This is a genomic window from Caballeronia sp. INML2 (assembly GCF_023631365.1).
Taxonomy (GTDB): Bacteria; Pseudomonadota; Gammaproteobacteria; order Burkholderiales; family Burkholderiaceae; genus Caballeronia; species Caballeronia turbans.
Map to the genome: position 1 here is coordinate 81326 of NZ_JALQDH010000023.1, position 25605 is coordinate 106930.

The 25605-nt window shown below is 64.3% G+C and carries 23 protein-coding genes; 9 read left to right on the forward strand and 14 right to left on the reverse strand.

Going from position 1 to position 25605, the window contains the following annotated elements; all coding sequences use genetic code 11:
• Positions 1-4 precede the first annotated feature (4 nt).
• The 5 genes from NCT32_RS08850 to NCT32_RS08870 all read right to left on the reverse strand — a co-directional run bounded on the left by NCT32_RS08850 (position 5) and on the right by NCT32_RS08870 (position 4281).
• Positions 5-670, reverse strand: coding sequence for a site-2 protease family protein (locus NCT32_RS08850; RefSeq protein ID WP_061119657.1), 666 nt, complete (start codon positions 668-670; stop codon positions 5-7).
• Between the two features lie 130 nt (positions 671-800).
• Complete coding sequence (locus tag NCT32_RS08855) at positions 801-1430, reverse strand: L-threonylcarbamoyladenylate synthase (protein WP_061119658.1); 630 nt, start codon at positions 1428-1430, stop codon at positions 801-803.
• Positions 1431-1581: 151 nt separating this feature from the next.
• Positions 1582-2412 carry a 3',5'-nucleoside bisphosphate phosphatase gene (locus NCT32_RS08860; protein WP_061119659.1) on the reverse strand — a complete coding sequence of 277 codons (831 nt, stop codon included), beginning with the start codon at positions 2410-2412 and terminating at the stop codon, positions 1582-1584.
• Between the two features lie 84 nt (positions 2413-2496).
• Positions 2497-3381, reverse strand: coding sequence for an alpha/beta fold hydrolase (locus NCT32_RS08865; protein ID WP_250490104.1), 885 nt, complete (start codon positions 3379-3381; stop codon positions 2497-2499).
• 54 nt (positions 3382-3435) lie between these two features.
• A complete protein-coding gene (locus NCT32_RS08870) occupies positions 3436-4281 on the reverse strand; it encodes a ferritin-like domain-containing protein (RefSeq protein ID WP_061119661.1) in 846 nt (281 codons plus the stop codon).
• A gap of 229 nt (positions 4282-4510) precedes the next feature.
• On the opposite strand from NCT32_RS08870, the gene NCT32_RS08875 reads away from it, so the two are divergent.
• The 3 genes from NCT32_RS08875 to NCT32_RS08885 all read left to right on the forward strand — a co-directional run bounded on the left by NCT32_RS08875 (position 4511) and on the right by NCT32_RS08885 (position 6544).
• Positions 4511-5035: a gamma carbonic anhydrase family protein gene (locus NCT32_RS08875; RefSeq protein ID WP_061119662.1), complete on the forward strand. Its 525-nt coding sequence runs from the start codon at positions 4511-4513 to the stop codon at positions 5033-5035.
• A 42-nt stretch (positions 5036-5077) separates the two neighbouring features.
• Positions 5078-6028: an Hsp33 family molecular chaperone HslO gene (gene hslO, locus NCT32_RS08880; RefSeq protein WP_061119663.1), complete on the forward strand. Its 951-nt coding sequence runs from the start codon at positions 5078-5080 to the stop codon at positions 6026-6028.
• A gap of 165 nt (positions 6029-6193) precedes the next feature.
• Positions 6194-6544 (forward strand): hypothetical protein, encoded by a 351-nt coding sequence (locus tag NCT32_RS08885; RefSeq protein ID WP_061119664.1) that lies wholly within the window; start codon positions 6194-6196, stop codon positions 6542-6544.
• A gap of 79 nt (positions 6545-6623) precedes the next feature.
• Here the strand turns inward: NCT32_RS08885 and ftsB are convergent, their stop codons facing one another.
• The 9 genes from ftsB to NCT32_RS08930 form a co-directional block, all read right to left on the reverse strand.
• Entirely contained in the window at positions 6624-7094 is a 471-nt protein-coding gene (gene ftsB / locus NCT32_RS08890; protein ID WP_061119665.1) for a cell division protein FtsB, read from the reverse strand.
• A gap of 114 nt (positions 7095-7208) precedes the next feature.
• Positions 7209-8492 carry a phosphopyruvate hydratase gene (eno, locus tag NCT32_RS08895; protein WP_061119666.1) on the reverse strand — a complete coding sequence of 428 codons (1284 nt, stop codon included), beginning with the start codon at positions 8490-8492 and terminating at the stop codon, positions 7209-7211.
• Between the two features lie 347 nt (positions 8493-8839).
• Entirely contained in the window at positions 8840-9694 is an 855-nt protein-coding gene (gene kdsA / locus NCT32_RS08900; protein ID WP_061119667.1) for a 3-deoxy-8-phosphooctulonate synthase, read from the reverse strand.
• On the reverse strand, positions 9691-11385 hold the full coding sequence (locus tag NCT32_RS08905; RefSeq protein WP_061119668.1) for a CTP synthase: 1695 nt from the start codon (positions 11383-11385) through the stop codon (positions 9691-9693). The genes kdsA and NCT32_RS08905 overlap by 4 nt, the downstream gene beginning before the upstream one ends.
• A gap of 172 nt (positions 11386-11557) precedes the next feature.
• Complete coding sequence (locus tag NCT32_RS08910) at positions 11558-12379, reverse strand: alpha/beta fold hydrolase (RefSeq protein ID WP_061119669.1); 822 nt, start codon at positions 12377-12379, stop codon at positions 11558-11560.
• Positions 12380-12409: 30 nt separating this feature from the next.
• Positions 12410-14893 carry a ComEC/Rec2 family competence protein gene (locus NCT32_RS08915; protein WP_061119670.1) on the reverse strand — a complete coding sequence of 828 codons (2484 nt, stop codon included), beginning with the start codon at positions 14891-14893 and terminating at the stop codon, positions 12410-12412.
• Positions 14894-14957: 64 nt separating this feature from the next.
• The gene (locus NCT32_RS08920; RefSeq protein ID WP_061119671.1) at positions 14958-15746 is read right to left on the reverse strand and encodes a TatD family hydrolase; all 789 of its coding nucleotides are present in this window, start codon (positions 15744-15746) and stop codon (positions 14958-14960) included.
• Between the two features lie 23 nt (positions 15747-15769).
• Positions 15770-16483, reverse strand: a complete 714-nt coding sequence (gene lolD / locus NCT32_RS08925; RefSeq protein WP_061119672.1) for a lipoprotein-releasing ABC transporter ATP-binding protein LolD — start codon at positions 16481-16483, stop codon at positions 15770-15772.
• Positions 16476-17729 carry a lipoprotein-releasing ABC transporter permease subunit gene (locus NCT32_RS08930; RefSeq protein WP_061119673.1) on the reverse strand — a complete coding sequence of 418 codons (1254 nt, stop codon included), beginning with the start codon at positions 17727-17729 and terminating at the stop codon, positions 16476-16478. Before NCT32_RS08930 ends, lolD begins: the two co-directional genes overlap by 8 nt.
• Positions 17730-17995: 266 nt before the next feature.
• Here NCT32_RS08930 and NCT32_RS08935 point away from each other — a divergent pair, with 266 nt between their 5' ends.
• The 6 genes from NCT32_RS08935 (at position 17996) to lysS (ending at position 25349) form a co-directional block, all read left to right on the forward strand.
• Positions 17996-19090 (forward strand): hypothetical protein, encoded by a 1095-nt coding sequence (locus NCT32_RS08935; protein ID WP_061119674.1) that lies wholly within the window; start codon positions 17996-17998, stop codon positions 19088-19090.
• A gap of 13 nt (positions 19091-19103) precedes the next feature.
• Positions 19104-20804, forward strand: a complete 1701-nt coding sequence (recJ, locus tag NCT32_RS08940) for a single-stranded-DNA-specific exonuclease RecJ (protein ID WP_061119675.1) — start codon at positions 19104-19106, stop codon at positions 20802-20804.
• A gap of 130 nt (positions 20805-20934) precedes the next feature.
• A complete protein-coding gene (locus NCT32_RS08945) occupies positions 20935-21807 on the forward strand; it encodes a DUF5672 family protein (protein WP_250490105.1) in 873 nt (290 codons plus the stop codon).
• Between the two features lie 316 nt (positions 21808-22123).
• Positions 22124-22525, forward strand: coding sequence for a hypothetical protein (locus tag NCT32_RS08950; protein WP_250490106.1), 402 nt, complete (start codon positions 22124-22126; stop codon positions 22523-22525).
• Positions 22526-22632: 107 nt separating this feature from the next.
• A protein-coding gene (gene prfB / locus NCT32_RS08955; protein WP_096031957.1) for a peptide chain release factor 2 occupies positions 22633-23737 on the forward strand; the annotation gives its coding sequence in 2 pieces (ribosomal slippage) (positions 22633-22713 and positions 22715-23737; 1104 coding nt in all).
• Positions 23738-23822: 85 nt separating this feature from the next.
• On the forward strand, positions 23823-25349 hold the full coding sequence (gene lysS / locus NCT32_RS08960) for a lysine--tRNA ligase (protein ID WP_061119679.1): 1527 nt from the start codon (positions 23823-23825) through the stop codon (positions 25347-25349).
• Positions 25350-25605 lie beyond the last annotated feature (256 nt).

Below are 25605 nucleotides of genomic sequence, written 5' to 3' on the forward strand. Positions count from 1 at the left end.
GATGTTATGGGAATAGTGAAGCAAGGGGATTCAGAATAGCCGACACCGCCGTGTAACCGACGTTCACGAGCGGCCCGAGCCAGTAGCGCGTCAGCACGCCGGTCACGACAAGCGCCATCACGATGAAGAAGCCGTACGGCTCGAGCTTCGAAAACGCGATCGACGCGCGCACCGGCAGGAGCGCCATGACGACGCGGCCGCCGTCGAGCGGCGGCAACGGGAAAAGATTCAGGACGCCGAGCACGAGATTCACGCCGACGCCCGCGGCCGCCATGCGCGTGAAGAACAGTTCGTCGACGTGAAAAGCCGCGAGCATTACCGCGATCACGCCCCAAATGAGCGCCTGCACGAAGTTGCTGCCCGGGCCGGCCGCGGCGACCCACAGGCTGCCCCAGCGTGGATTGCGCAGGTTGCCGAACGCGACCGGCACAGGCTTCGCGTAGCCGAACATGAACGCGCCGCTCGTCACGAAGTACAGGACGATCGGAATCAGGATCGTGCCGATCGGATCGATATGGCGCATCGGGTTCATGGAAACGCGGCCCAGAACGTAGGCCGTGTTGTCGCCGAGCAAGCGCGCGGCATAGCCATGCGCGGCCTCGTGCAGCGTGATTGCGAAGATCACGGGGAGCGCGTAAACCGCGATGGTCTGTATCAGGGAAGGGTCCATGGGGCGCTATTGTATCAAGCGGGCAGGTCCGATCCGACGCGCACGACGGCGCCGGGCGCGCACTATTTCGCCCATGATGTGCGAAAACGCTTGATCGGGTCGTAGGCCCGTGTGCGCTACTGCGCGGCGCTTACGCCGTGAGCCCGAACGGTTCGAGACTGCCTCTCCCCGCGCGCACGAGCACTGGCTCCCCCGATGAAAGGTCGATCACCGTCGACGGCTCCGCCGGACACGCACCGGCATCGATCACGAGCTCGACCTGCTTTTCCAGGCGCTCGCGAATTTCCTCCGCGTCGTTGAGCGGCTCGGTGTCGGGCGGCAGGATCAGCGTCGAGGCGAGAAGCGGCTCGCCGAGCGCCTCCAGCAGCGCAAGCGTGATCGCGTGGTCCGGCACGCGCAGCCCGATCGTCTTGCGTGACGGGTGCGACAGCCGGCGCGGCACTTCCTTGGTCGCCTGCAGTACGAACACATAAGGCCCCGGCGTCACCGACTTGATGAGGCGGTACTGCTGGTTGTCGACCATCGCGAAGTTCGAGAGCTCGGAAAGATCGCGCACGAGCAGCGACAGCAACTGCTTGTCGTCGATGCCGCGAATGCGTCGCAATCGCTCGACGGCGTCCTTGTCGTCGAGATGGCATCCGAGCGCGTAGCTCGAATCCGTTGGCAACGCAACGACGCCGCCGTCCTTGATGATCTGCACGGCCTGATTGATGAGCCGCGGCTGCGGATTGTCCGGATGAATGCGAAAGAATTGAGACATGGCGACGCCTTATTGTTTCGATCGTTATCGCGAATGCCCAGGCGCGGCGCGGATCACGCGCGAGCGCGCCTGACGCGATGTGCGTGCGGAAAATTACCGTTGATGCAAAGACCGTGCGCGCAGGGCCGGAACGACGCGCGCCAGGGAAACGCTAGAGCCAGCGTTCCCAGACGGGCGTGAGATCGTCAGGCAGCGGCGGAAGGCGGCCGAGATCGACGCGCCCTTCGCCCGCGCCGTGAAAGTCCGAGCCGCGCGACGCCTCAAAGCCGTAGCGGCGCGCAACGTCGGCGTATTCGCGGTACTGGTCGGGCGTGTGGCTGCCCGTCACCACCTCGATCGCATGGCCGCCGAGCTGGATGAATTCGTCGAAGAGCGCGGCGAATTCGACCGGCGTGTAATCGTAACGCCCCGGATGCGCGATGATCGGCTCACCGCCCGCATCCTTGATCCATTTGACGGCATCCGCGAGCTTCGCCCAGCGATGCCCGACGAAGCCCGGCTTGCCGTCGCCGAGATAGCGCGTGAACACGTCCGCGGTGGACTGCGCGTAACCCGCCTCCACCAGATACCGCGCGAAGTGCGTGCGCGAAATCATGTCGGGATCGTCGGTGAAGCGCAGCGCGCCCTTGTAGCAATCCGGAATGCCGATCGCCGCGAGCGCCTCGCCGATCGCCACACCGCGCGCCGCGCGCCCGTTGCGCGTGCATTCGAGCCCGGCAAGCAGCGCCTCGTTGTCCGGATCGACGTTCATGCCGACGATGTGCACCGTGCGCGACGCCCACGTCACCGAGATCTCGACGCCGGGCAGGTAGCCCATCCCGAGCGCCTCGGCGGCCTTGCGCGCTTCCTTCTGCCCGCCGAGCTGATCGTGATCCGTGAGCGACCACAGCGTCACGCCGTTCGCATGCGCGCGCTGCGCAACTTCGGCGGGCGCGAACTGGCCGTCGGACACGGTGGAGTGGCAATGCAGATCGGCGTTCATTTTCGGCTCTGGGGTTTCACTGACATTCTAACTGTAATGGCATGACACGCCGGTTATGCAGGCCCCTTCTTACCGGCGCGCCGCTCATGCGCAGAACGCGTCAATCAGCGACGCGACGCGCGCCGGCTGGTCGTGATGGATCATGTGCCCGGCGCCGTCGACGATTTCCTCGCGCCAGTCGGCAAAAGCGGCGAAGCGCGTCTTGAACTCGGCGACGGGCGTCTGTCCCGCGAGGGCGGCGAGCGTCGGCGAGTCCTTCGCCTCGACGTGCAGGACCGGCGCCGTGACCCGCGCCCACGCGGCGGTGACCTCGTCCAGCCGATACAGCGTCGGTCCGCGCAACTTGTGCGCCGGGTCGGCCAGCAGATGGAAGCGTCCGTCGCTTTGCTCGCGCGACCAGTGCTGCGCGAGATAGCGCGCACGCGCGAGCGGCAGACGCGGATTCGTGCGGATCAGCCGATCGGCGACTTCATCGAGGCCCGCATAGCTGCGCAGTGCCGGCGGCGCGCGCAGATCGTCGAGCCATTGCGCGATGCGCCCGGGCGATTGCGATGCGCGCGCAGCCGGCAGACCGAAGCCTTCCAGATCGACCACGCGGCGCACGCGCTCGGGCCGCACGCCTGCATAAAGCAGCGCGACGTTCGCGCCCATGCTGTGACCGACGAGATTCACCTGCACGCCCGGCGCGAACTGATCGAGCAGCACGTCGAGATCGGCGAGGTAGTCCGGAAAGTAGTAATGCCCGCCGCCCTTTTGAGCGACCGGCCAGTCCGACAGGCCGAAGCCGCGCGCGTCGGGCGCGAGGACCTGCCAGTCGCCGGCGAGCGCATCGACGACGAACTGGAACGACGCGCTCATATCCATCCAGCCGTGCAGCATGAAGAGCATCGGGGCGTCGGGCGAACCCCAGCGGCGCACATGCAGACGCACACCGCGCGCATCGACGAATTCGGAGCGCGATTCTTTCATGATGCCGCCTCGAATAAAGGATGATCGTTCGATTATAGCGGCGATGGCCGCAGCCTATTTCGCGTCGTCCAGGCCGGCGAGCGCTCGCAGTTCGGCTTCGTCAAAACCCGCGTCGCGGCGCGCCTCGAAGTTGAACGGGCCGCGCAGCTTCGGCGCGTGGTACTGCTCGGCGAGGCGTTCATAGGTCGCGTGCGGATCGAGACCCAGGCCGTCGCACAGGAAACGGAACCAGCGATTGCCGATCAGCACGTGGCCGATTTCGTCGCGCAGGATGACATCGAGAATCGCCGCGGACGCGTGATCGCCCGCCTGCGCGAGGCGCTTGCGGATGGGCGGCGACGCGTCGAGCCCGCGAGCCTCCAGCGTGCGCGGCACGAGGGCCATGCGGGCGAGCACGTCGCCGCGCGTGCGCTGCGCCATCTCCCACAGGCCGTCGTGCGCCGGGAAATCGCCGTAGGCATGGCCGAAATCGGCCAGCCGCGCGCTCAGCAGCGAAAAGTGATGCGCTTCCTCAGCCGCGACTTTCAACCAGTCGAGATAAAAATCCTGCGGCATCGACGGAAATCGCCAGACGGCGTCGAGCGCGAGATTGATGGCATTGAATTCGATGTGCGCGAGCGCATGCAGCAATACGGCGCGGCCCGCCTCCGACTGCATGCTGCGACGCTTCAGCGACGACGGCTCGACGAGTTCCGGACGTCCGGGCCGGCCGGGCAGATCACCGGGTTCATCGAACGTGGCCTGCCGATCGATTCGGGATGGCTGCGCGCGCGCCGCCTCGAACAGCGCGCCGGCGCGCGCCGCCTTCGTCGCGGGGTCGCGCTCGCGCAGGATGGCGAGCGCCGCGCGGCGCGCGCAGGCGTCGGCGTCGTCTTTGGTGGGAATCACAGGGTGGTGCATCGAACGATCTCGAAAACAGGCCTCGAACCGCGCGGTCCAGCGGACGCTTACGGCAAACAGCTAAAATGGTAATCCCGGCGGACGCCGCACATCGCGTAACAATCCGCGTAACAATCCGCGCAACGATCGGTGCGACCGGGACGGCCGTGACCGTCAAGCCGCACCGGCAGGCGCGCATTTTAGCGCCACCAGCGCCCCGCCCTTACGACACCACGCCCCAGGAGACAATGTGGCCATCTACAAACTCGGCGACGACGCCCCGACCATCCATGAAAGCGTGTTCCTCGCGGACACCGCGACCATCATCGGGCGCGTGACGCTCGAGGAAAACACGAGCGTGTGGCCCGGCGCCTCGCTGCGCGGCGACAACGAGCCGATCGTCGTCGGGCGTGGCAGCAACGTGCAGGAAGGCGCGGTGCTGCACGCCGACCCCGGCTTTCCTCTGACGATCGAAAACGATGTCACCGTCGGTCATCAGGCGATGCTGCACGGCTGCACGATCAAGGAAGGCTCGCTGATCGGGATCCAGGCCGTGGTCTTGAATGGTGCGGTGATCGGCCGCAACTGTCTGGTTGGCGCGGGCGCCGTCGTCACCGAAGGCAAGGTATTCCCGGACAACACGCTGATTCTCGGCGCGCCCGCGAAGGCGGTGCGGGAAATCGGCGAGGCGGATATCGCACGCATGCGCGCGGCCACGGCAAGTTACGCCGACCGGCGCGAATATTACAAGGCGCAGCTCGTGCGCATCGGCTGAGACCCGGAAGACCGGGCGAGCCTCAACACCCAAGGAAGAGTTGTGAACGACCAGTTGCAGAAATTCATGTTCAACGCGGCGCCCGTGCGCGGCGAGATCGTCTCATTGCGCCATACGTGGCAGGAAGTGCTCGCGCGCCGCTCGTACCCTGCGGCAGTGCGCAACGTGCTCGGCGAGATGATGGCCGCATGTGCGCTTTTATCCGCGAACCTCAAGTTCGACGGCACGCTCGTCATGCAAATCTACGGCGACGGACCGGTGAAGATGCTGGTCGTGCAATGCAATTCCAACCTCTCGCTGCGCGCCACTGCGAAGCTCGCCGAAGGGACCGAGCGCGAGCTCGAGAACGAAATGTCGCTCGCCGAGCTACTGAACCGTCACGGACGCGGGCGCTGCGTCATCACGCTCGATCCGGCCGACAAGAAGCCGGGACAGCAACCGTATCAGGGCATCGTGCCGCTGTCGGGCGAACACGGCCCGCTCTCGTCGATGGCCGAGGTGCTCGAGCACTACATGCATCACTCCGAGCAGCTCGACACGCGCCTATGGCTCGCCGCCGACACCGATCGCGCCGTCGGCATGCTTTTGCAGAAGCTGCCGGGCGATGGCGGCATCGTTCCGCACCCGGGCGAACACGACGCGGACACCTGGCAGCGCGTCTGCCATCTCGGCAGCACGCTTTCGACGGAAGAATTGCTGAAAGAAGAACCGGACACGGTCTTCAAGCGCCTGTTCTGGCAGGAGAACGTGCAGCACTTCGATCCCGCGCCGGCGCGTTTTCAGTGCACGTGCTCGCGTGAAAAAGTCGGCGGCATGCTCAAGATGCTCGGCCGCGAGGAAGTCGACGGCGTGATCGCAGAGCGCGGTAACGTCGAAGTGCATTGCGAGTTCTGCAATCAGCGCTACGACTTCGACACCGTCGACGTTGCGCAACTTTTTGTCGCAAAAGAACTCTCACAAGGCGTGAGTCCGGCGTCGGACCGGCGCCACTGAAACGCCGCGAAAGCCTTGTCCAGCGGGAGGTTGCGCCGCATGCGCCAAGGGCTTCGGAGGCCCGGTGACCGTTCGGCGCACCCGCTTACGGCCTAGACTCACGACAGACTCCGCAAGCTATGATTGGGGCTCCTGTACAGATGTCCGGCCCGCTGGAGGTCGTAAATGAAAACCACACCATTCAACTGGAAACTGCTGCCATGCCTTGCCGGCGTCGCACTCTTCGCCGGCTGCATGATGGATCCGCCCGGTCCTTCGCCGATCTATAGCCGCTTGCCCGATACGCCGTCCGCGCCCCAAGAGACGCTGACGCCACAGCAGCAGATGGAACGGTACAACGCCATCGACAAGCAGGCGCTAAACGAATCGCAGCAAGCTGCCGCCGCGGGCAATGCGGCGAAGACGATGTCGCAGTTCTACGCACCCATGCCGGTCTCGGTGTACGGAGGCTATTCGAGCGGCGGCTGGGGCGGTCCGTACTGGGGCACTGGCGTCGGATTCGGCACCTGGTGGTAATCGATCCGGCAACAGGCTCGGCAGAAAAAAAGCGCGGTCGATGACCGCGCTTTTTTGTTCCGACCGGGGAGCCGCCACGCTACTGCGCCGTGCCTGCCGGCTGTTTCTTCTTCGCTTCGGCTGCTTTTTCCTTCTGCGCCTTCTTGTCCAGATCGCGCAATTCCTGCTTCGAACGCGACACCGGATTCGGCACCACGCGCAGCGGCGCCGCCGAGACCTGACCGCGCGTCGAACCGTTCATGCCCGGCACGTTGGCGGAGTTGACGGGCGCATTCGAATTCGGCGCGACGAACTGAACGAATACCTCGCTGTCCTTCACCATGCCCATTTCGTAGCGCGCACGCTCTTCCACGGCGGCAGTGCCGTTTTGCAGATCCTGCACTTCGCCCTGAACGCGCTCGTTGCGCAACCTCAGGTTCGTGTTCTTCTCCGTCTGCTGCGCGAGCTGCTGCTGCAATTCATGCACGCGCAGCCAGCCGCCGTGGCCCCACCAGAGCGGGTATTGGATCAGCACCAGCAGCAGAATCAGAACGACAGTTACGAGCCGCATTCACGTAGCCGAAATAAGCGCCGCCCGGCGGCAAGAATGCCGTGGGCGGCGGGCTTCAAAAGATGACGCTTTAAAGACGACTAAGCGTCTTTATCGACTAAAGCGGCAAAAGCTTTAGCGCAAGTTGTAGAACGCCGACTTGCCCGGGTAGCTCGCGATATCGCCGAGGTCTTCCTCGATGCGCAGCAGCTGGTTGTACTTCGAGATGCGGTCGCTACGCGACAGCGAGCCGGTCTTGATCTGCCCGGCGTTGAGGCCGACGGCGATATCGGCGATCGTCGAGTCTTCCGTCTCGCCCGAGCGGTGCGAGATCACGGCCGTGTAGCCTGCGCGCTTGGCCATTTCGATTGCCGCGAAGGTTTCCGTCAGCGTGCCGATCTGGTTGATCTTGATGAGGATCGAGTTGGCGATGCCCTTCTCGATGCCTTCCTTCAGGATGCGCGTGTTCGTCACGAACAGATCGTCGCCGACGAGCTGGATCTTCTTGCCGAGCTTGTCGGTCAGGATCTTCCAGCCTTCCCAGTCGGACTCGTGCATGCCGTCTTCGATCGAGACGATCGGAAATTTGTCTGCGAGCGTCGCGAGGTAATCGGCGAATTCGTTCGACGACAATTGCAGGCCTTCGCCCGCGAGCTGGTACTTGCCGTCGTGGTAAAACTCGCTCGCCGCGCAGTCGAGCGCGAGCAGCACGTCTTCACCGGCGCGATAACCGGCCTTCTCGATAGCCTGCAGAATCGTCGACAGGCACTCGTCGTTGCTACCGAAGTTCGGTGCGAAGCCGCCTTCGTCGCCCACGGCCGTGCTCATGCCGCGCTCGGCCAGGATCTTCTTGAGCGCGTGGAACACTTCCGCGCCGCAGCGAAGCGCTTCGCGGAAAGTCGGCTGGCTGACCGGGACGATCATGAATTCCTGAATGTCCAGGCTGTTGTTCGCGTGCGCGCCGCCGTTGACGATGTTCATCATCGGCACCGGCAGTTGCATCGCACCCGAGCCGCCGAAGTAGCGGTACAGCGGCAGGCCGGCTTCCTCGGCCGCGGCCTTCGCGACCGCCATCGAGACGGCGAGCATCGCGTTGGCGCCGAGGCGCGACTTGTTGTCGGTGCCGTCGAGCTCGAGCAGGGTCTTGTCGAGGAAAGCCTGTTCCGAGGCGTCGAGGCCCATGATGGCTTCGGAAATCTCGGTGTTGATGTGTTCGACGGCCTTCAGCACGCCCTTGCCGTTGTAGCGGCCGGCTTCGTCGTCGCGCAGTTCGATGGCTTCGCGCGAACCGGTGGACGCACCCGACGGAACCGCCGCGCGGCCCATCGTGCCCGATTCGAGCAACACGTCGCATTCGACGGTCGGATTGCCTCGCGAATCGAGAATCTCGCGGCCGATGATATCTACGATAGCACTCATGGTTTCCTCAAGAAATGACGATGAATTCTGTCAGTCGCAACGAAGCGCGCCGCCTGTTTTTACACTTCGATACACGCGGCGGCACGCGCTTCACTGCTTCGCTCAGACCCTTTCGATGACCACCGGTTCAGCGCCGGCGCAAAGAGCGGTCGTTTCGGGATAGCGACTCGATCCGCATCGCTTTCGTTGGAGCGGGCGTTGGCCCCGCTGATCGGCGCGGGTACGCGGATACCGCCCTCACGCGCTGCACGCTCCTCCGTTGCTCCGGTCACGCCAGGCGACCTGTTTTTTCGTGACACGCCCGCCGATGATGACGCCCGCGCCCCACTTCCTTTTGCCGCAGATACTCAGTTGAAATCGTTCTCGAGGAACGAGCCGCTCTTCACCGCGCGATCGATGGTGATGAGCGTGGAGAGCAGCGCCTCCATGTGCTGCAGCGGCACCGCGTTCGGGCCGTCCGACTTCGCACAGGCCGGCTCCGGATGCGTCTCCATGAAGAGGCCCGCGACGCCCGTGGCGACCGCCGCGCGCGCCAGCACCGGAACGAATTCGCGCTGACCGCCCGAGCTCGTGCCCTGCCCGCCCGGCAACTGCACCGAGTGCGTCGCGTCGAACACGACCGGCGCATTGGTTTCACGCATGATCGCAAGCGAGCGCATGTCGGACACGAGGTTGTTATAGCCGAACGACACACCGCGCTCACACGCCATGAAGCGGTCTTCCGAGAGACCCGCTTCACGCGCGGCATCGCGCGCCTTGTCGATCACGTTCTTCATGTCGTGCGGCGCGAGAAACTGACCCTTCTTGATGTTCACCGGCTTGCCCGAACGCGCGCAAGCGTGGATGAAATCGGTCTGGCGGCACAGAAACGCGGGCGTCTGCAGCACGTCCACGACCGATGCGACCGCTTCGATCTCGTGCTCGGCGTGGACGTCCGTGAGAACCGGCACGCCGAGTTGCTTCTTCACTTCGCCGAGAATGCGCAGCCCTTCGTCCATGCCGAGGCCACGGAACGACTTGCCCGAGCTGCGGTTCGCCTTGTCGTAGGACGACTTGTAGATGAACGGCACGCCGAGCTTCTCGGTCATCTCCTTGAGGCGCCCGGCGACGTCGATCGTCATTTGCTCCGATTCGACGACACACGTGCCCGCGATCAGAAAAAACGGCTTGTCGAGGCCGGCCTCGAAGTGACACAGCTTCATGCTTGCGCTCCCGCGGTCGCCGCAGCCCGGGCCGGCGCCTTCGCGTCGACGGATTCGGCATGAACGCGCGCCGCATCGACGAACGCCTTGAAGAGCGGATGCCCGTCGCGCGGCGTCGACGTGAATTCGGGGTGGAACTGCACGCCGACGAACCACGGGTGCAGCGACTGCGGCAACTCCATCATCTCGGGCAGGTCCTCGCTCGGGGTACGGGCGCTGATGATAAGCCCGCCGGCTTCGAGCTGGGGCACGAAACGGTTATTGACTTCATAACGGTGACGATGACGCTCGTTCACATCGCTGCCGTAGATGCGCTCGGCCATCGTGCCAGGCTTGATCGGGCACTTTTGCGATCCGAGACGCATGGTGCCGCCGAGATCCGACTCCTCGCTGCGCTTCTCGATGCGGCCCGCGCGGTCGTACCACTCGGTGATGAGCGCAACGACCGGGTTCTGCGTGTCCTGATCGAACTCGGTGCTGTTCGCATCGGCGAGACCGGCGACGTCGCGCGCGAATTCGATCACCGCGAGCTGCATGCCGAGGCAGATGCCGAGATAAGGCGTCTTCGATTCGCGCGCATAACGGATGGCCTTGATCTTGCCTTCCGTGCCGCGACGGCCGAAACCGCCCGGAACGAGCACCGCGTCGAGATGCTTGAGCGCATCGGTGCCTTCGGCGTCGATCTGCTCGGAATCGATGTACTCGATGTTGACCTTCGTCGACGTATGGATGGCGGCATGACGCAGCGCTTCGATCAGCGACTTGTACGACTCCGTCAGCTCGACATACTTGCCGACCATGCCGATGGTCACTTCATGCTTCGGGTTCTCGAGCTTCTCGACGAGGTTCGACCACATTGTCAGATCGGCCGGCGGCGGCGAGAGCTTGAGCTCTTCGCAGATGATGTCGTCGAGGTGCTGGTCGTTGAGCATCTGCGGAATCTTGTAGATGCTGTCCGCGTCCCACACGGAGATCACGGCGTCTTCAGGCACGTTCGAAAACATCGAGATCTTGGCGCGCTCGTCATCGGGAATCGGACGGTCCGCGCGGCACAGCAGCACGTTCGGATAGATACCGATTTCGCGCAGCTTCTGCACGCTGTGCTGCGTGGGCTTCGTCTTCAGCTCGCCCGCGGTCGCGATGAACGGCACTAGCGTGAGGTGCACGAAGCACGCGCTGTTGCGGCCCATGCGCAGGCTCATCTGACGCGCGGCTTCGAGGAACGGCAGCGACTCGATGTCGCCCACCGTGCCGCCGACTTCCACGATCGCCACATCCGGCTGACCGCACGTCGCCGCTGCGGCGCCACGCTCGACGAAAGCCTGGATTTCGTTGGTGATGTGCGGAATGACCTGCACCGTCTTGCCCAGATATTCGCCGCGGCGTTCCTTGCGGATCACCGATTCGTAAATCTGGCCGGTGGTGAAGTTATTGGCCTTGCGCATCTTCGTGCTGATGAAGCGCTCGTAGTGGCCGAGGTCGAGGTCGGTCTCCGCGCCGTCTTCCGTCACGAACACTTCGCCGTGCTGAAACGGGCTCATCGTGCCGGGGTCGACGTTGATGTAGGGATCGAGCTTGAGGAGAGTGACTTTGAGACCGCGCGATTCGAGGATCGCGGCGAGAGAGGCGGCGGCAATACCCTTGCCAAGGGACGAAACTACGCCGCCGGTGACGAATACATATTTGGTCATCGCTAGATGCTCGCGGGAAAAACGGATTATACCGTAAAGGCAGATTCCCACGAAGCGCGCCAGACGTCGGGATTGGCTACGAATCTGCGCATTTCCGCGTCATTTTTGCGGAACGTCGCACGGGCCGTTCGTCAAGTCCCGCGTGCGTGCTCGCGCCCTTTTGGCCGCTTCGTCATTGTGATGACTGCATCGCTTTAAGCAGGCGCTGCACTGCGCGCGCGGTGTCGATCGGGCGCTCCATCGGAAAGAGATGGCTGCCTTCCATCCATTCGATCCGCGCGCCGGCGATGCGCCGCGTCATGCCGAGTCCCACTTGCCGCACCTCGCGCGAACGCGTCCCCGCGATGAACCCGACCGGCACCGGCACGCCGTGCGCGAGTCGCGCGCCGAGCGTATGCGGCAGCGTGCGATAGATCAGATATTCGATGTGACGATCGAATGCGAGCGAGCGCGCGCCGTTCGCATGAGTCTGCGGAATGCCGAAGTCGATGTAGTCGGAGAGCATGCGCTCGTCCCAGCGCGCGAACGCGGGCTTCGACAAAAAATGCCGCCATGCCTCGTCGCGGCTCGCCCACTGCGTCCGGCGCTTCCTGGTCGCGGCGGCGGGCGACAGCCGCTCATCCAGTCCGGTCCATTGCGTAACGCGCAGAAGGCTGCTTCTCCAGCCGGCAATCACGGGGGAATCGAGCATCACCACGCCTTTCACCCATTGCGGGCGCTTCAGCGCCGCCATCAGCGACAGATAGCCGCCCAGCGAATGCCCGACGAGCCACACCTTCGGATGCGCGCTGTCCGCTTCCCGCCGATAGCGGCTCATGTCGTCGATGAGCTGATCGACGAGATACGGCCAGTCGCGCGTCACCGGAAAGCGCGCATCATGCCCGATGCACTCGATGCTGCGAACGTCGTAATCGTCGGAAAGCTCCGCAAAAATCGTGCGATAGACCGATGCCGGAAAGCCGTTCGCGTGTGAGAAATGGATGATGTCTTTCAAGCGGGATTCGTCTCCGTTCTTGTTCTGGTTTCAACGCCCCATCCAGTAGCGCGCGTGCGTCTGCCGGTAGCGCTCGAGCACGATCTGCCCGCCGATGTCGATGCGCGCCGCGCCGTCGTCGTCGCTGCGCGAAAGCGCGATCTCGCGCAACCCGTAGCGCGCGAACACGGTCGGGTGCGGATGGTGAAAGCGGTTGCGATAGCCTACCTGAAATATCGCCGCCAACGGCCCGACAGAATCGAGGAAAGGCTCGGTCGACGACGTCCGGCTGCCGTGATGCGGCGCGATCAGCACGTCGGCATGCAAGGCGGCGCGGTCGCGAGCGATCAGCGCGCGTTCGACGTCCGCTTCGATATCGGCCGCGAACAGCGCCGCGCGCCCCGCCGCGCTCGTCACCTTCAGCACGCACGACTGATGATTCGGCTTTCCCGAGAGCGGCCCCGGCTCGGGCCACAGCACGCGGAATTCCACACCGTCCCACGTCCAGCGCTGTCCCGCCGTACAGCGCAGCGTTTGCGCGCCGCGTGCGCGCGCGTTCGGCCACAACGCGTCCGTCGCGGGCAGCGACGCCAGCAACTGGCGCACTTCGATCGATTGCAATACGGCGGGCGCGCCGCCTGCGTGATCCGAATCGGAATGGCTGATGACGAGCGTATCGAGCATGCGAACGCCCGCGGCCTGGAGATACGGCGCGACGATGCGCTCGCCCGCGTGCGTCGATTCGGGACCGGGCCCGGCGTCGAAGAGCAACGCATGCCGCGCCGTCTCGACGACGAGTGCCGAGCCCTGCCCGACATCGAGCGCGGTGACGCGAAACGCGCCTTCGGGCGCGGGATGCGTCGCGGGAGCGAGAAGCGGCAGCCAGGTGAGCGGCGCGGCGAAGCGCAGCGGCCAGCCTCGCGGCGCGAGCGCCCACGCGACACCGATGCACGATGCCGCGAGCGCAAACGCATCAGGCTTCGGGAGAAACCAGAGCGGCGATGGCACGGCGTCGGCGAGGCGCGCGAGTAAGTCGCAAAGCACCGAGAGCGCGGCGTGCGCGGCGTGGAGCATCGGCGCATCGAGCGGCGCGGGAAGCATCAGGCCCGCGAGCGTCGCGGGTGTCACGAGCACGCTGATCCACGGTATCGCGAACGCGTTCGCGAGCGGACCGAGCAACGGAATCTGTGAGAACCAATACACGGTGAGCGGCGCGAGCGCGATGGTTATCGCGTACTGCACGCGCGCGCTCGACGTGGCGTGACGCCGTGCACGGCCGCCGAGCCGCGTGATGCGAGGAAGCAGTCTCGGCCCGGTCGCGTGCGCCGGCCGCTGTCCGACTTCACTCGGATCGACGCGATCCCACTGTTCGATTTCGTCGTGCTCTCGAGCCTGCGCGCGTGACTCGACTCGCCCCGCCGCCGCGATCGCGTGCAATATCGCCGCCACCGCGCAGAACGACAGCCAGAATCCCGGCGATGTCACCGCCCACGGATCGGCGACCAGCACGAGCACGAGCGCCCACAAGAGCACGAGCGACGACGCGGGCCGCCTTCCGCACAGAAACGCGATGGCGACGATCAGCAGCATCCAGACCGTGCGTTGCGCCGGCACGTTGAATCCGGCGAGCGCGGCGTAGCAGGCGGCGAACACGGCCGCACCGGCCGCCGCCACTTTCGGCGCGGCCACGATCAATGGCGCGGGCACGCCGCGCAACCTGAGCCGCTTCCACACGAAGCCGAAGATCAACGCCGCCAGTCCCGCGACGAAGCCGATGTGCAACCCCGATATCGCGACGAGATGACTCGTGCCGGTCGCGCGCATGAGGGCCCAGTCGGCATCGCTGACCGCCTCCTGCGCGCCCACCGCGAGCGCGACGATGATCCCGCGATGCGGCGCGTGCCCCAGCACCGATTCGATGCGATCGCGCGCGCGGGCACGCAGACGGTCGATCATCAGACGCGGGCCCATCGCATCGGGACTCACGCGCCGCGGCGTGCGCGCAGCCGACACAGTGCCCGTTGCGCGAATGCCGCGTTCGAGCAGGCTCGCTTCGCCATCGCGCAGGCCGAAGTTCGCATCGGCATGCGCGCGCTTCAAACGCGCGCTCAGCGTCCATCGTTCGCCAGCGCGGAGTGGCGTTCGATCCGGCGACATCCACAACAATCGCACGATGCGCGGAAAGTCGCGCAGACCCGCGCCGTTCGCTTCGACTTCGAAGAGCAGGCGCGCGCCGTCCGCCCGTTGCTCGGAAAGCCCGCGCACGAAGCCCGTCAGCTCGATGTCGCGTTGCTCGTACGCGGCGGGCAACTGCTCGCGCAGCCGGACTTCAGCGCGCACCGCGGCATAGGCGAAGCCGAGCGCGCAGGCGCCGAGCGCGAAGCTCGCGATGCGCACGCGCGGCTTCATCGCGCCGAGCGTCATCGCCACGATGAACGCCGCGCAGCCCGCGAACCACACGATTGCGTCCGGCAAGCGAGCCTGCTGTTGCAATCCCCAGACGCCCAGCGCAAATCCCAGCAGAATCGCCCGCACTTCTTCCTCTTCGTTTTCGTTGCCGCAGACGCGCGCTCGCAGAGACGGACGTCGATCGAAACGATTATGAAGAGGCGGGCGCGAGCCGTGGGAGCGCTGCGTGAGCGTTAGCCGTTGTGCCTAGGGCAAGCGTGTTTTCGTCGATGCCGCGCAACTGCGCGAGCACCGTTGCGATGCGCGCGACCTGATCGGGCGTGTTGCGTTGCTTGTAGCGCCACGAAGGCGCGATATCGGGCGCATCGGTTTCGAGCACGATCGCCTCAAGCGGAAGCTCGGCCGCGAGCCGCCGGATCTGCAGCGCGCGTTCGAACGTGAGATTGCCGCCGAATCCGAGATGCATGCCGTGCGCGATGAACGCCTCGGCCTGCTGGAAACTACCGTTGAACGCGTGCGCGATGCCCCGATGAATATCGTGCACGCGCAAGCCTTTCAGCACCTTGTCCTGCGACTTGCGCACATGGCAAATCACCGGCAGGCCGAACTCGCGCGCGAGCTTCAACTGTTCGTTGTAGAAGAATTGCTGGCGCGCATCGTCGAGCGTCGGAACGAAATAGTCGAGCCCGATTTCGCCGATGCCGACGAACAACGGATCATCGAGACTCGCCTCGATCTCCTCGCGCAGCACGCGCAGATCGTCTTCATGCGCGCCCGGCGTGAAAAGCGGATGAATGCCGAGCGCGTATGCGCCGCCCGCGATGCGATGCGCGAGCGCGCGCACCGCCGCGATGTTGCCGCGATCCACGCCCGGTATCACGATGCGCGTCACGCCCGCATCGAGCGCCGCGCTCGCGACGGCATCGCGGTCGGCGTCGAACTCTCCGGCATCGAGATGACAATGCGTATCGATCCACATGACGCCTCCCGCACAGCAACGCGTTATACCGGCACCGGCGGCTCTTCGTGCAGCACGCCGTCGCGCAGGCGCATGATGCGGTCGCAGCGTGCGGCGAGATCGGGATCGTGCGTGACGATCACGAAACTCGTTTCGAGCGTCTGCGACAGCTCCAGCATCAGGTTGAAGACGGTGTCGGCCGTGCCGCCGTCGAGATTGCCTGTGGGTTCGTCGGCGAGCACGCACGCGGGACGCGTGACGAGCGCGCGCGCGATGGCCACACGCTGTCGCTCCCCGCCCGACAACTCGCCCGGCCGATGCTTCGCGCGATGACCGATGCCCACGCGTTCCAGCATCTCCTGCGCCTGGCGGCGCGCATCCTCTTCGGACATGCGGCGGATGCGCAACGGCATCGCGACGTTATCGAGCGCCGTGAATTCCGGCAGCAGATGATGGAACTGATACACGAAGCCGAGCGCACGGTTGCGCAGCTCGTTGCGCTCCTTCTCCTTCAGCTCGGTGAACGGCTTGCCGAGCAGCGAAACCTTGCCCGCGCTCGGCTCGTCCAGCCCGCCGAGCACATGCAGGAGCGTGCTCTTGCCCGAGCCCGATGCGCCGACGATCGCGAGCTTCTCGCCGCGCATCACGTCGAGCTGCGCGTTGTTGAGCACCTGCACATTGAAGCCGCCCTGCACGAACGTCTTCGAAATGGCCGATGCCTGCAGAACGAGATTGCTGGGCGGAATCAGATCACTCATAGCGCAGCGCCTCCGCCGGACGAACCTTCGCACCGCGCCAGCTCGGATAGAGCGTCGCGAGCGACGACAACAGGAACGCGATGACGCCGATCTTGGCGACGTCGCCCGGCACGAGTTCCGACGGCAGTTCGCTGATGAAATACACCGAAGACGGCAGGAACTGGACGTTGAAGAGATGCTCGATCATCGGCACGAGCCACGGAATGCTCCACGCGACGAGACAGCCGAAGGTCACGCCGAGCGCCGTGCCGATGAAGCCGATCGTCACGCCCTGCACGACGAAGATCTTCATGATCGAGCCGGGCTGCGCGCCGAGCGTGCGCAGGATGGCGATATCGGCCTGCTTGTCGGTGACGGTCATCACGAGCGAGGACACGAGATTGAACGCCGCCACCGCGATGATCAGCGTGAGGATGATGAACATCATGCGCTTTTCGATCTGCACGGCGGAGAACCACGTCTTGTTCTGCTGCGTCCAGTCGCGGATATACAAATCGCCCGACAGCGTGCGCGCGAGCTGCCGCGCGACTTCGGGCGCGCGCTGCATGTCCTTCAGGCGCAGGCGCACGCCGGTCGGCGCGGGCAGACGGAAGAGCGCCTCGGCGTCGTGGATTTCGATGAGCGCGAGCGTCGAATCGTATTCATAGTGACCGGACTCGAAGACGCCGACGACGGTGAACTGCTTGAGTCGCGGCATCATCCCTGCCGGCGTGATGGTGCCTTCGGGCGCGACGAGCGTGATCTTGTCGCCGTTTATCACGCCGAGATTGGCGGCGAGATCCTTGCCCAGCACGATGCCGAACTCGCCCGGCTTGAGATCCGTCAGCTTGCCTGCGCGCATGTCCTTGCCGATATCCGACACTTCCGGCTCCAGCGACGGCTCCACGCCGCGCAGCGCGACGCCGCTCACCGCGCCCTGGCGCGTCAGCAGCGCCTGCGCTTCGACATAGGGCGCGGCGCCCATCACTTCCGGATTGCGGCGCGCTTCCTGGGCGGTCAGTTGCCAGTTGGGCATGGAGCCGGTCGGCGAGAAGATTTCGACGTGCGCGAGCACCGACAGCATCCTGTCTCGCACTTCCTTCTGGAAGCCGTTCATGACCGACAGCACGACGATCAGCGCAGCGACGCCGAGCGCGATGCCCGCCATCGACACGAGCGCGATGAAGGAGATGAAGCCGTTGCCTGTGGTGCGTTTGCTGGCGCGCGTGTAGCGCCAGCCGATCTGCCATTCGTACGGAAGTTTCAAGCGATTCCTTTCTGCTGCTGTCCAGCGTTGTTATGCCCCGGTGGCGCGGTGGTCGCTCTTTGCGCGGCATCGCCGGCATCGTCTGAAATGACGCGGCGATCTTCGCGGATGCATGGCGACGGCGGCGAAGCGCGCCGGCTTGCCACGACCAAGCGTGAAATCTGCGAAAGTTTGCCATATATGGAGAAAGCGACGCATGAGCACGCGTCGATCGCGGGGCAAAACCGGCATGGCGGGCGTCATCGCCCCACCCGCTTTGCCCTACAATGCCGAGCATCATGCCCGTTCACGACCTCCATCTCCTGCTGCCGTTCGCCCTGCCGTCGGCCGCGGACGCCGCCATCGCCCTGCACGGCCTGGAGAGCGCGGCGCTCGACAAGCTGCTCGCCCGCGCGACGCTCGAGGAACGCGTCATCGGCGAGGACTTCCAGCGCACGCTGCCGCACGAACGCTGGATCGCCCGGCGCTTCAACGCCGTCACGCCCGCCGATCAACGCTACGCCGACGATGCCCCGCTCGCCCCCTTCATGCTGCTCGCCGACGGCGGCACGCCCGGCAATGCGCCCTGGGCCTGCATCGAGCCGGTTCACGTGCGCATCGCGCACGATCATCTGGTGCTGATCGATCCCGAGACGCTCGGCGTGCATACGGAAGAAGCGCGCGCACTGCTTCAGACGGCGCGGCCGGTGATCGAAGACCTCGGCGTGACGCTGCAAGCGCCGACGCCGTTGCGCTGGTATGTCTCGGGCGAGGCGCTCGGCTCGCTCGCGGGCGCATCGCCGCTGCGGGCGACGGGCCGCAACATCGAAATCTGGCTGCCCCACGAAGCCCGCACCGGCGAGCGCTCGCGCGCGTGGATGAAGCTGCAGAACGAAGTGCAGATGGCGTGGTTCGAGCACCCGCTGAATCTCGAACGCGAATCGCGCGGCCTGCCCGCGATCAACTCGATCTGGCTCCACGGACAAGGCACGATGCGGCCCGTGGCGAGACCGTTCGCACGCGTGATGTCAGACGCCGCGGCGACGCGCGGTCTCGCGCTCGCGTCGGGCGTCAAGCCGTCGACGCCGCCCGAGTCGTTTGCATCGGTGTCGAAAGACGGCTCGCAAGGCGCGACGCTCGTCGAGCTGAATCCGTTCTCCGCGCCGTTCATCGAGCAGGACTGGGCGCGCTGGAACGCGTCGCTCAAGGAACTCGAAGCCGCGTGGTTCGCCCCCGCGCTGCAGGCGCTCGGCGATGGCTCGCTCGGCCGCCTGAGCCTTACGCTCTGCGGCGACACCGGCTCGGTCACGCTTTCCGTCACGCGCGCCGATCTGCGCAAGTTCTGGCGGCGCCGTCCGATCGCGGCGCTCTTCATCGAATAAGGCATACCCTGCAATGACGCGAATCGTTACGCGCGCCTCTTCTCCCGCCGACGCCGAAGCGCTGATGCGCCACGGCCTGCATCCCGTCATTGCGCGCCTCTATGCATCGCGCGGCGTGAGCTCGCCCGATGAAGTCGAAACCGAGTTCAAGCGCCTGCACGCGCCCGCCGGCCTGAAAGGCTGCGACGATGCCGCCGTCGTGCTCGCCGATGCGCTCGCCGCGGGCAAGCGCATGCTCGTCGTCGCCGATTACGACTGCGACGGCGCCACCGCCTGCGCGGTCGCCGTGCGCGGCCTGCGCATGTTCGGCGCGACCATCGACTATCTGGTGCCGAATCGCTTCGAATACGGCTACGGGCTCACGCCGGAAATCGTCGAGTTGGCGGCGCGTTCGAAAGCCGGCCTGCCGGATCTGCTGATTACCGTCGATAACGGTATCGCGAGCGTGGACGGCGTCGCCGCGGCGAATGCCCTCGGCATCGACGTGCTCGTCACCGATCACCACCTGCCCGGCGACGAACTGCCCGCCGCGCGCGCGATCGTCAATCCGAACCAGCCGGGCTGCGAGTTTCCGAGCAAGTGCATCGCGGGCGTGGGCGTGATGTTCTATGTGCTGCTCGCGTTGCGCGCGGAGTTGCGCAAGCGCGGCGCTTACACGGACGCGCCCGAGCCGCGTCTCGACGGCCTGCTCGATCTCGTCGCGCTCGGCACCGTCGCCGATGTCGTCAAGCTCGACTGCAACAACCGGATTCTCGTCGCACAAGGCTTGAAGCGGATTCGCTCGGGCCGCATGCAGCCGGGCGTCGCGGCGCTCTTCCGCGCCGCCGGCCGCGATGCGCGCGCGGCGTCGGGCTTCGATCTCGGCTTCGCGCTCGGCCCGCGCCTGAACGCGGCGGGACGGCTGTCCGACATGTCGCTCGGCATCGAATGCCTGACGACCGACGACATCGGCCGCGCGTGGGAACTCGCGCAGCAACTCGATTCGATGAACCGCGAGCGTCGCGAAATCGAAGCGGGCATGCAGCAGCAGGCGCTCGCCGAGCTGCAGACGATCGATCCCGGCGAGCGCGCGACGCTCACGCTCTACGATGCGAGCTGGCACCAGGGCGTGATCGGCATCGTCGCGGGACGGCTCAAGGAGCGGTTCCATCGGCCGTCCTTCACGTTCGCGCACGCCGACGACAGCGGCACGCTCTGCAAGGGCTCCGGCCGTTCGATTCCCGGCTTTCATCTGCGCGATGCCGTCGATCTCATCAGCAAGCGCGAGCCCGGCCTCATCCACAAGTTCGGCGGCCACGCGATGGCCGCGGGCCTGACGATTTCCACCGCCGACATTCCGCGCTTCACCGAAGCGTTCGAAGCAGTCGGACGCGAATGGCTGACGCCCGAAGCGCTTTCGCGCACGCTCGAAACCGATGGCGAGCTGGAAGACGCGTATTTCACGCCGCAGTTCGTCGACCTGCTCGACGCCGCCGTCTGGGGACAAGGCTTTCCCGCGCCCACGTTTTCTGGCGAGTTCGAAGTCGCGTCGCAGGCACTCGTGAAAGAGAAGCACCTGAAGCTGTCGCTGTTGCGCGGGCGTCAGCGCTTCAACGCGATCTGGTTCAACCACGTCGATCCGCTGCCGCCGCGTGCGACTGTCGCGTACCGGCTCGTCAGCGATTCGTGGAATGGTGTCGCGCGGGTGCAATTGATTGTCGAGCATGCAGACTGAACGACGTGTCGGGCATCGCACGGGAGGCCGAATTTAAATTCCGCCTCGTCTCATTTATCGAAAAATCTGATCGTCCTGAGATGAAGGACATCAATGCCAGGGCGCGGCCGCCAGGTTTTCCTCGATCCTCATGCCAAAAGAAAAAATAGATCTGCGCAACGTCACGCTTTGCGCGGTGGACTGTCTGAACCCTGTGCTCGCATCGAGAGCACTCGCTCTTTCAGAGAAACACTGCCTCTTCGGGGAGACCATTCTGCTCACGGACAAGCAGATCGACACCCATGCGAGACTCGTTTCCATTCCTTCGATTAGCTCGGCGGCACAGTACAGCGCCTTCATCCTGAAAGAGCTCGCCAAGCACATCAGCACGCCGTGGGTGCTCATCGTTCAGTGGGACGGCTTCGTTCTGGATGGCGGACTATGGACGGACCACTTTCTCGAATACGACTACATCGGCGCACGCTGGCCGAATTCCCCCAATGGCATGGCTGTTGGAAACGGCGGGTTCTCCTTGCGTTCTACCCGGCTTTTGCACATCTTGGCAAACGATCCACGATTCCAGCCTGATCCTGCCATCGCGGAAGACGTACTCATCTGTCGAAACTTTCGCCCGGTGCTCGAAACGGAATATGCAATCCGCTTTGCGCCGGAAAGCATCGCCGACCGATTTTCCATCGAGCTGACCGAACCGGCAGGTCCGACATTTGGCTTTCATGCGCTGTTCAACATGGCTCGTCTCGTCGACGTCGACGAGCTCCGGTTCCTTGCGCAAAACGCTCATCCCGCCACGGTCGCTTCGGGCGAATTCTTCGCCCTCTGGATGTACTGTTTTCCGCCGGAAAAAGTCGCTGTCGCACATGAACTGTATGCGCGAATGCGAGAGGTGAGTCCTCCACGGCATATCGAGCAAATCCTTATTCACAACGGCGTTAGTCGACCAGACGCCGCGGCACTCGTTGCATTCTTCGAATCGAAGCGCGCTCGCGCCCCGATCTCCGTCTGACGAAACAAGCAGGCTGGCTTCGGCGAAACGATCGCATGCGGAAGCCAGCCGGCACGACTCAATCAATTGTCATTTTCACGGACGTGCTCACGCATCCCGCGCCGGCGCAACTAAAATCACGCGATTACGGAAGCCGACGTTTTCTTCTCTCGATGAATGCCGAAAAAAATTAACTTGCGCAATGTCACGCTTTGCGCGGTGGGTTGCCTGAATCCCGCGCTTACCGCCCGCGCACTGGATATTTCGAAAAGACATTGCCTCTTCGGCGACTCGTTCTCCTGACCGACCAGCGAATCGAAGCGAATGCGCGAATCGGTTGGATACCGCCATCAAATCGCGAGAAGAATATAGCGTCTTCGTCATGACGCAAGTGCTCGAATATATTTCGACGCCCCGGGCGCTGCTATATCGCCGACCGGTTTTCAGCCGGATTTCATCGTGCAGCGCGACCGGACCTTCGGTTTCACGGCGTGTTCAATATGTATCGCCATGTCGAAGACGACGATCTGATTTTCTTCGCGCAAAAAACGCCCAGCGAAGCTCGGCGCTCCCTATCGATTTCATCGGTCTTTGTCTGAGTTGCCTCAAAGCAAGATTGCGGACTTTCGTCTGCGTACAGAAAATCGAAAAGACTTTCTGCGACAGGAAAATCGGCGCGAAGCCGGAAAAATCCGCGCAGCACGTCGCGGCGCTCGAAGCGCTGCGCGAGGCGCGGTAGGCAGGTCCGTGTCGCCTGCAAGGCGCGCATCCGCGTGCGCCGTCGCCAGCGGGCGGAAGGCGTCGATCGGCTATAATTTCATCTTTTTACGAAGCCGAAGATCGACAATGGAAGCGGAACGTCTCAACGCGATCGAAAGCCTTCTGGCCGACCTGCGCCGCCGCGCGGCCGAGCTACGGGGGTATCTTTGACTACGACGCCAAGTCCGCGCGTCTAGCCGAAGTCAACAAGGAACTCGAAGACCCGAACGTCTGGAACGACTCGAAGAACGCCCAGGCGCTCGGTCGTGAAAAGAAGCTGCTCGACGGCGTGGTCTCGACCATCACCGCGCTCGACAACGACCTGCGCGACGCCAGCGATCTCTTCGACATGGCGCGCGACGAACAGGACGAAGACACGCTCGTCGCCTGCGAATCCGACGCCGCCGCGCTGCGGGCCCGCGTCGAGGACATGGAATTCCGCCGGATGTTCTCGAACCCGGCCGATCCGAACAACTGCTTCATCGACATTCAGGCGGGCGCGGGCGGCACCGAAGCGTGCGACTGGGCGTCCATGCTGCTGCGCCAGTACCTGCGTTACTGCGAGCGCAAGGGCTTCAAGACCGAAGTTCTAGAAGAATCCGAAGGCGATGTCGCCGGCATCAAGAGCGCGACGATCAAGGTCGAAGGTGAATACGCGTACGGCTATCTGCGCACCGAAACGGGCATTCACCGCCTCGTGCGCAAGTCGCCGTTCGATTCGTCGGGCGGCCGGCATACGTCGTTTTCGTCGGTGTTCGTGTATCCGGAGATCGACGATTCGATCGAGATCGAAATCAATCCCGCCGACATCCGCACGGACACGTATCGCGCATCGGGCGCGGGCGGCCAGCACATCAACAAGACCGATTCCGCGGTTCGTCTGACGCACGCGCCCACGGGCATCGTCGTGCAGTGCCAGAACGACCGCTCGCAGCACCGCAACCGCGCGGAAGCCATGCAGATGCTGAAGGCGCGTCTCTACGAGTTCGAGATGCGCAAGCGCCAGGCCGAACAGGACAAGCTCGAATCCAGCAAGACCGACGTGGGCTGGGGCCATCAGATCCGCTCCTACGTGCTCGACCAGAGCCGCGTGAAGGACCTGCGCACCAACGTGGAAATGAGCAACACGCGCGCCGTGCTCGACGGCGACCTCGACGACTTCATCGGCGCGAGCCTGAAACAAGGCGTTTAAGTCTTTCGGCGCGGATATCCATCGGCGATATCCGCGCTTCGCTTCGTTTCGCCGCGCATCCGCGCATTAAAAGCCAAGAATCATCATGACCGAACCGACTCAACCGGGCGCCGCTCCCGAACTGGAAGAGAACCAGATCATCGCCGAGCGACGCGAAAAGCTGCGCGCGCTGCGCGAGCAAGGCGTCGCCTATCCGAACGATTTCCGCCCGACGCATCAGGCCGCGGCACTTCAGAGCGAATACGCCGAAACGGACAAGGACGCGCTCGAGGCGAATCCTCTGCCCGTCGCGATCGCCGGCCGGATGATGCTCAAGCGCGTAATGGGCAAGGCCAGCTTCGCGACGGTTCAGGACGGCAGCGGCCAGATCCAGTTTTTCGTGACGCCCGCCGATGTCGGCGTCGAAACGTACGACGCCTTCAAGAAGTGGGATCTGGGCGACATCATCGCCGCGAAAGGCGTGCTGTTCCGCACGAACAAGGGCGAACTGTCGGTGCGCTGCACGGAATTGCGTCTTTTGTCGAAGGCGCTGCGTCCGCTGCCGGACAAGTTTCACGGCCTGGCCGATCAGGAAATGCGCTATCGCCAGCGCTATGTCGATCTGATCGTCACGCCGGAGTCCCGCAAGACGTTCATGGCGCGCACGAAGGCCGTCACGTCAATCCGCAATTTCATGTCGCAGGCGAACTTCATGGAAGTCGAAACGCCGATGCTGCACCCGATTCCGGGCGGCGCGGCGGCGAAGCCTTTCGTCACGCATCACAACGCGCTCGACATGCAGATGTTCCTGCGCATCGCGCCCGAGCTGTATCTGAAGCGGCTGATCGTCGGCGGCTTCGAGCGCGTGTTCGAGATCAACCGTAATTTCCGGAACGAAGGCGTGTCGCCGCGTCACAATCCGGAATTCACGATGATGGAGTTCTACGCCGCGTACACCGATTACCGCTGGCTGATGGACTTCACCGAGCAACTGATCCGCCAGGCCGCCATCGATGCACTCGGCACAGCGACCATCACGTATCAAGGCCGCGAGCTCGATCTGAGCAAGCCGTTCCATCGCCTGACGATCAATCAGGCGATTCAGAAATTCGCACCTCAGTACACCGACGGGCAGCTCTCCGACGCCGCGTTCCTGCGCACGGAACTGAAGAAGTTCGGCGTCGATACGACGCAGCCGGCTTTCCTGAACGCGGGTCTCGGTTCGCTGCAACTCGCGCTGTTCGAAGAGACGGCGGAATCGCAATTGTGGGAACCGACATATATCGTCGATTACCCGATCGAAGTGTCGCCGCTCGCGCGCGCGTCGGATTCCGTGCCGGGCATCACCGAGCGCTTCGAATTGTTCATCACGGGGCGCGAAATCGCCAATGGCTTCTCGGAGCTGAACGATCCGGAAGATCAGGCCGCACGCTTTCAGAAGCAGGTCGATCAGAAAGACGCCGGCGACGAGGAAGCGATGTACTTCGACGCCGACTACATTCGCGCGCTCGAGCACGGCATGCCGCCGACGGGCGGCTGCGGCATCGGCGTGGATCGTCTGGTCATGTTGCTGACCGATAGCCCGAGCATCCGCGATGTGATTCTGTTCCCGCATCTGCGTCGCGAAGACTGAGTTTCTGGCTCGATCGAAAAGCGAAAAAAGCGCGCCCCCGCGGCGCGCTTTTTTTTCGGCCCCAGATTTTGTTGTAACCGCTGGTAAAAGTTTCAAGTCCGGATTGGCGGCGGGGGCCCATGGGTGCGCGCTGCAATGGTTGGCACCGGTCGTGCTTTTATCAAAGCACGATGCGCCCGCAAATTGTTACAAGCCGAAAAGCGAAAATCCCGGGCTCGCCCAGAATTGTGTTGCGGACATGTTGTAACAGCGGACA

Coding starts and splice junctions, on each gene's coding strand:
- kdsA (WP_061119667.1), bottom strand. CDS start 9,694: ATGAAGCTGTGTCACTTCGAGGCCGGCCTCGACAAGCCGTTTTTTCTG.
- NCT32_RS08935 (WP_061119674.1), top strand. CDS start 17,996: ATGCCGAGCATCATGCCCGTTCACGACCTCCATCTCCTGCTGCCGTTC.
- NCT32_RS08860 (WP_061119659.1), bottom strand. CDS start 2,412: ATGAACGCCGATCTGCATTGCCACTCCACCGTGTCCGACGGCCAGTTC.
- eno (WP_061119666.1), bottom strand. CDS start 8,492: ATGAGTGCTATCGTAGATATCATCGGCCGCGAGATTCTCGATTCGCGA.
- NCT32_RS08850 (WP_061119657.1), bottom strand. CDS start 670: ATGGACCCTTCCCTGATACAGACCATCGCGGTTTACGCGCTCCCCGTG.
- NCT32_RS08865 (WP_250490104.1), bottom strand. CDS start 3,381: ATGAAAGAATCGCGCTCCGAATTCGTCGATGCGCGCGGTGTGCGTCTG.
- NCT32_RS08920 (WP_061119671.1), bottom strand. CDS start 15,746: ATGTGGATCGATACGCATTGTCATCTCGATGCCGGAGAGTTCGACGCC.
- NCT32_RS08945 (WP_250490105.1), top strand. CDS start 20,935: ATGCCAAAAGAAAAAATAGATCTGCGCAACGTCACGCTTTGCGCGGTG.
- NCT32_RS08855 (WP_061119658.1), bottom strand. CDS start 1,430: ATGTCTCAATTCTTTCGCATTCATCCGGACAATCCGCAGCCGCGGCTC.
- NCT32_RS08885 (WP_061119664.1), top strand. CDS start 6,194: ATGAAAACCACACCATTCAACTGGAAACTGCTGCCATGCCTTGCCGGC.
- lolD (WP_061119672.1), bottom strand. CDS start 16,483: ATGAGTGATCTGATTCCGCCCAGCAATCTCGTTCTGCAGGCATCGGCC.
- recJ (WP_061119675.1), top strand. CDS start 19,104: ATGACGCGAATCGTTACGCGCGCCTCTTCTCCCGCCGACGCCGAAGCG.
- lysS (WP_061119679.1), top strand. CDS start 23,823: ATGACCGAACCGACTCAACCGGGCGCCGCTCCCGAACTGGAAGAGAAC.
- ftsB (WP_061119665.1), bottom strand. CDS start 7,094: ATGCGGCTCGTAACTGTCGTTCTGATTCTGCTGCTGGTGCTGATCCAA.
- NCT32_RS08870 (WP_061119661.1), bottom strand. CDS start 4,281: ATGCACCACCCTGTGATTCCCACCAAAGACGACGCCGACGCCTGCGCG.
- NCT32_RS08905 (WP_061119668.1), bottom strand. CDS start 11,385: ATGACCAAATATGTATTCGTCACCGGCGGCGTAGTTTCGTCCCTTGGC.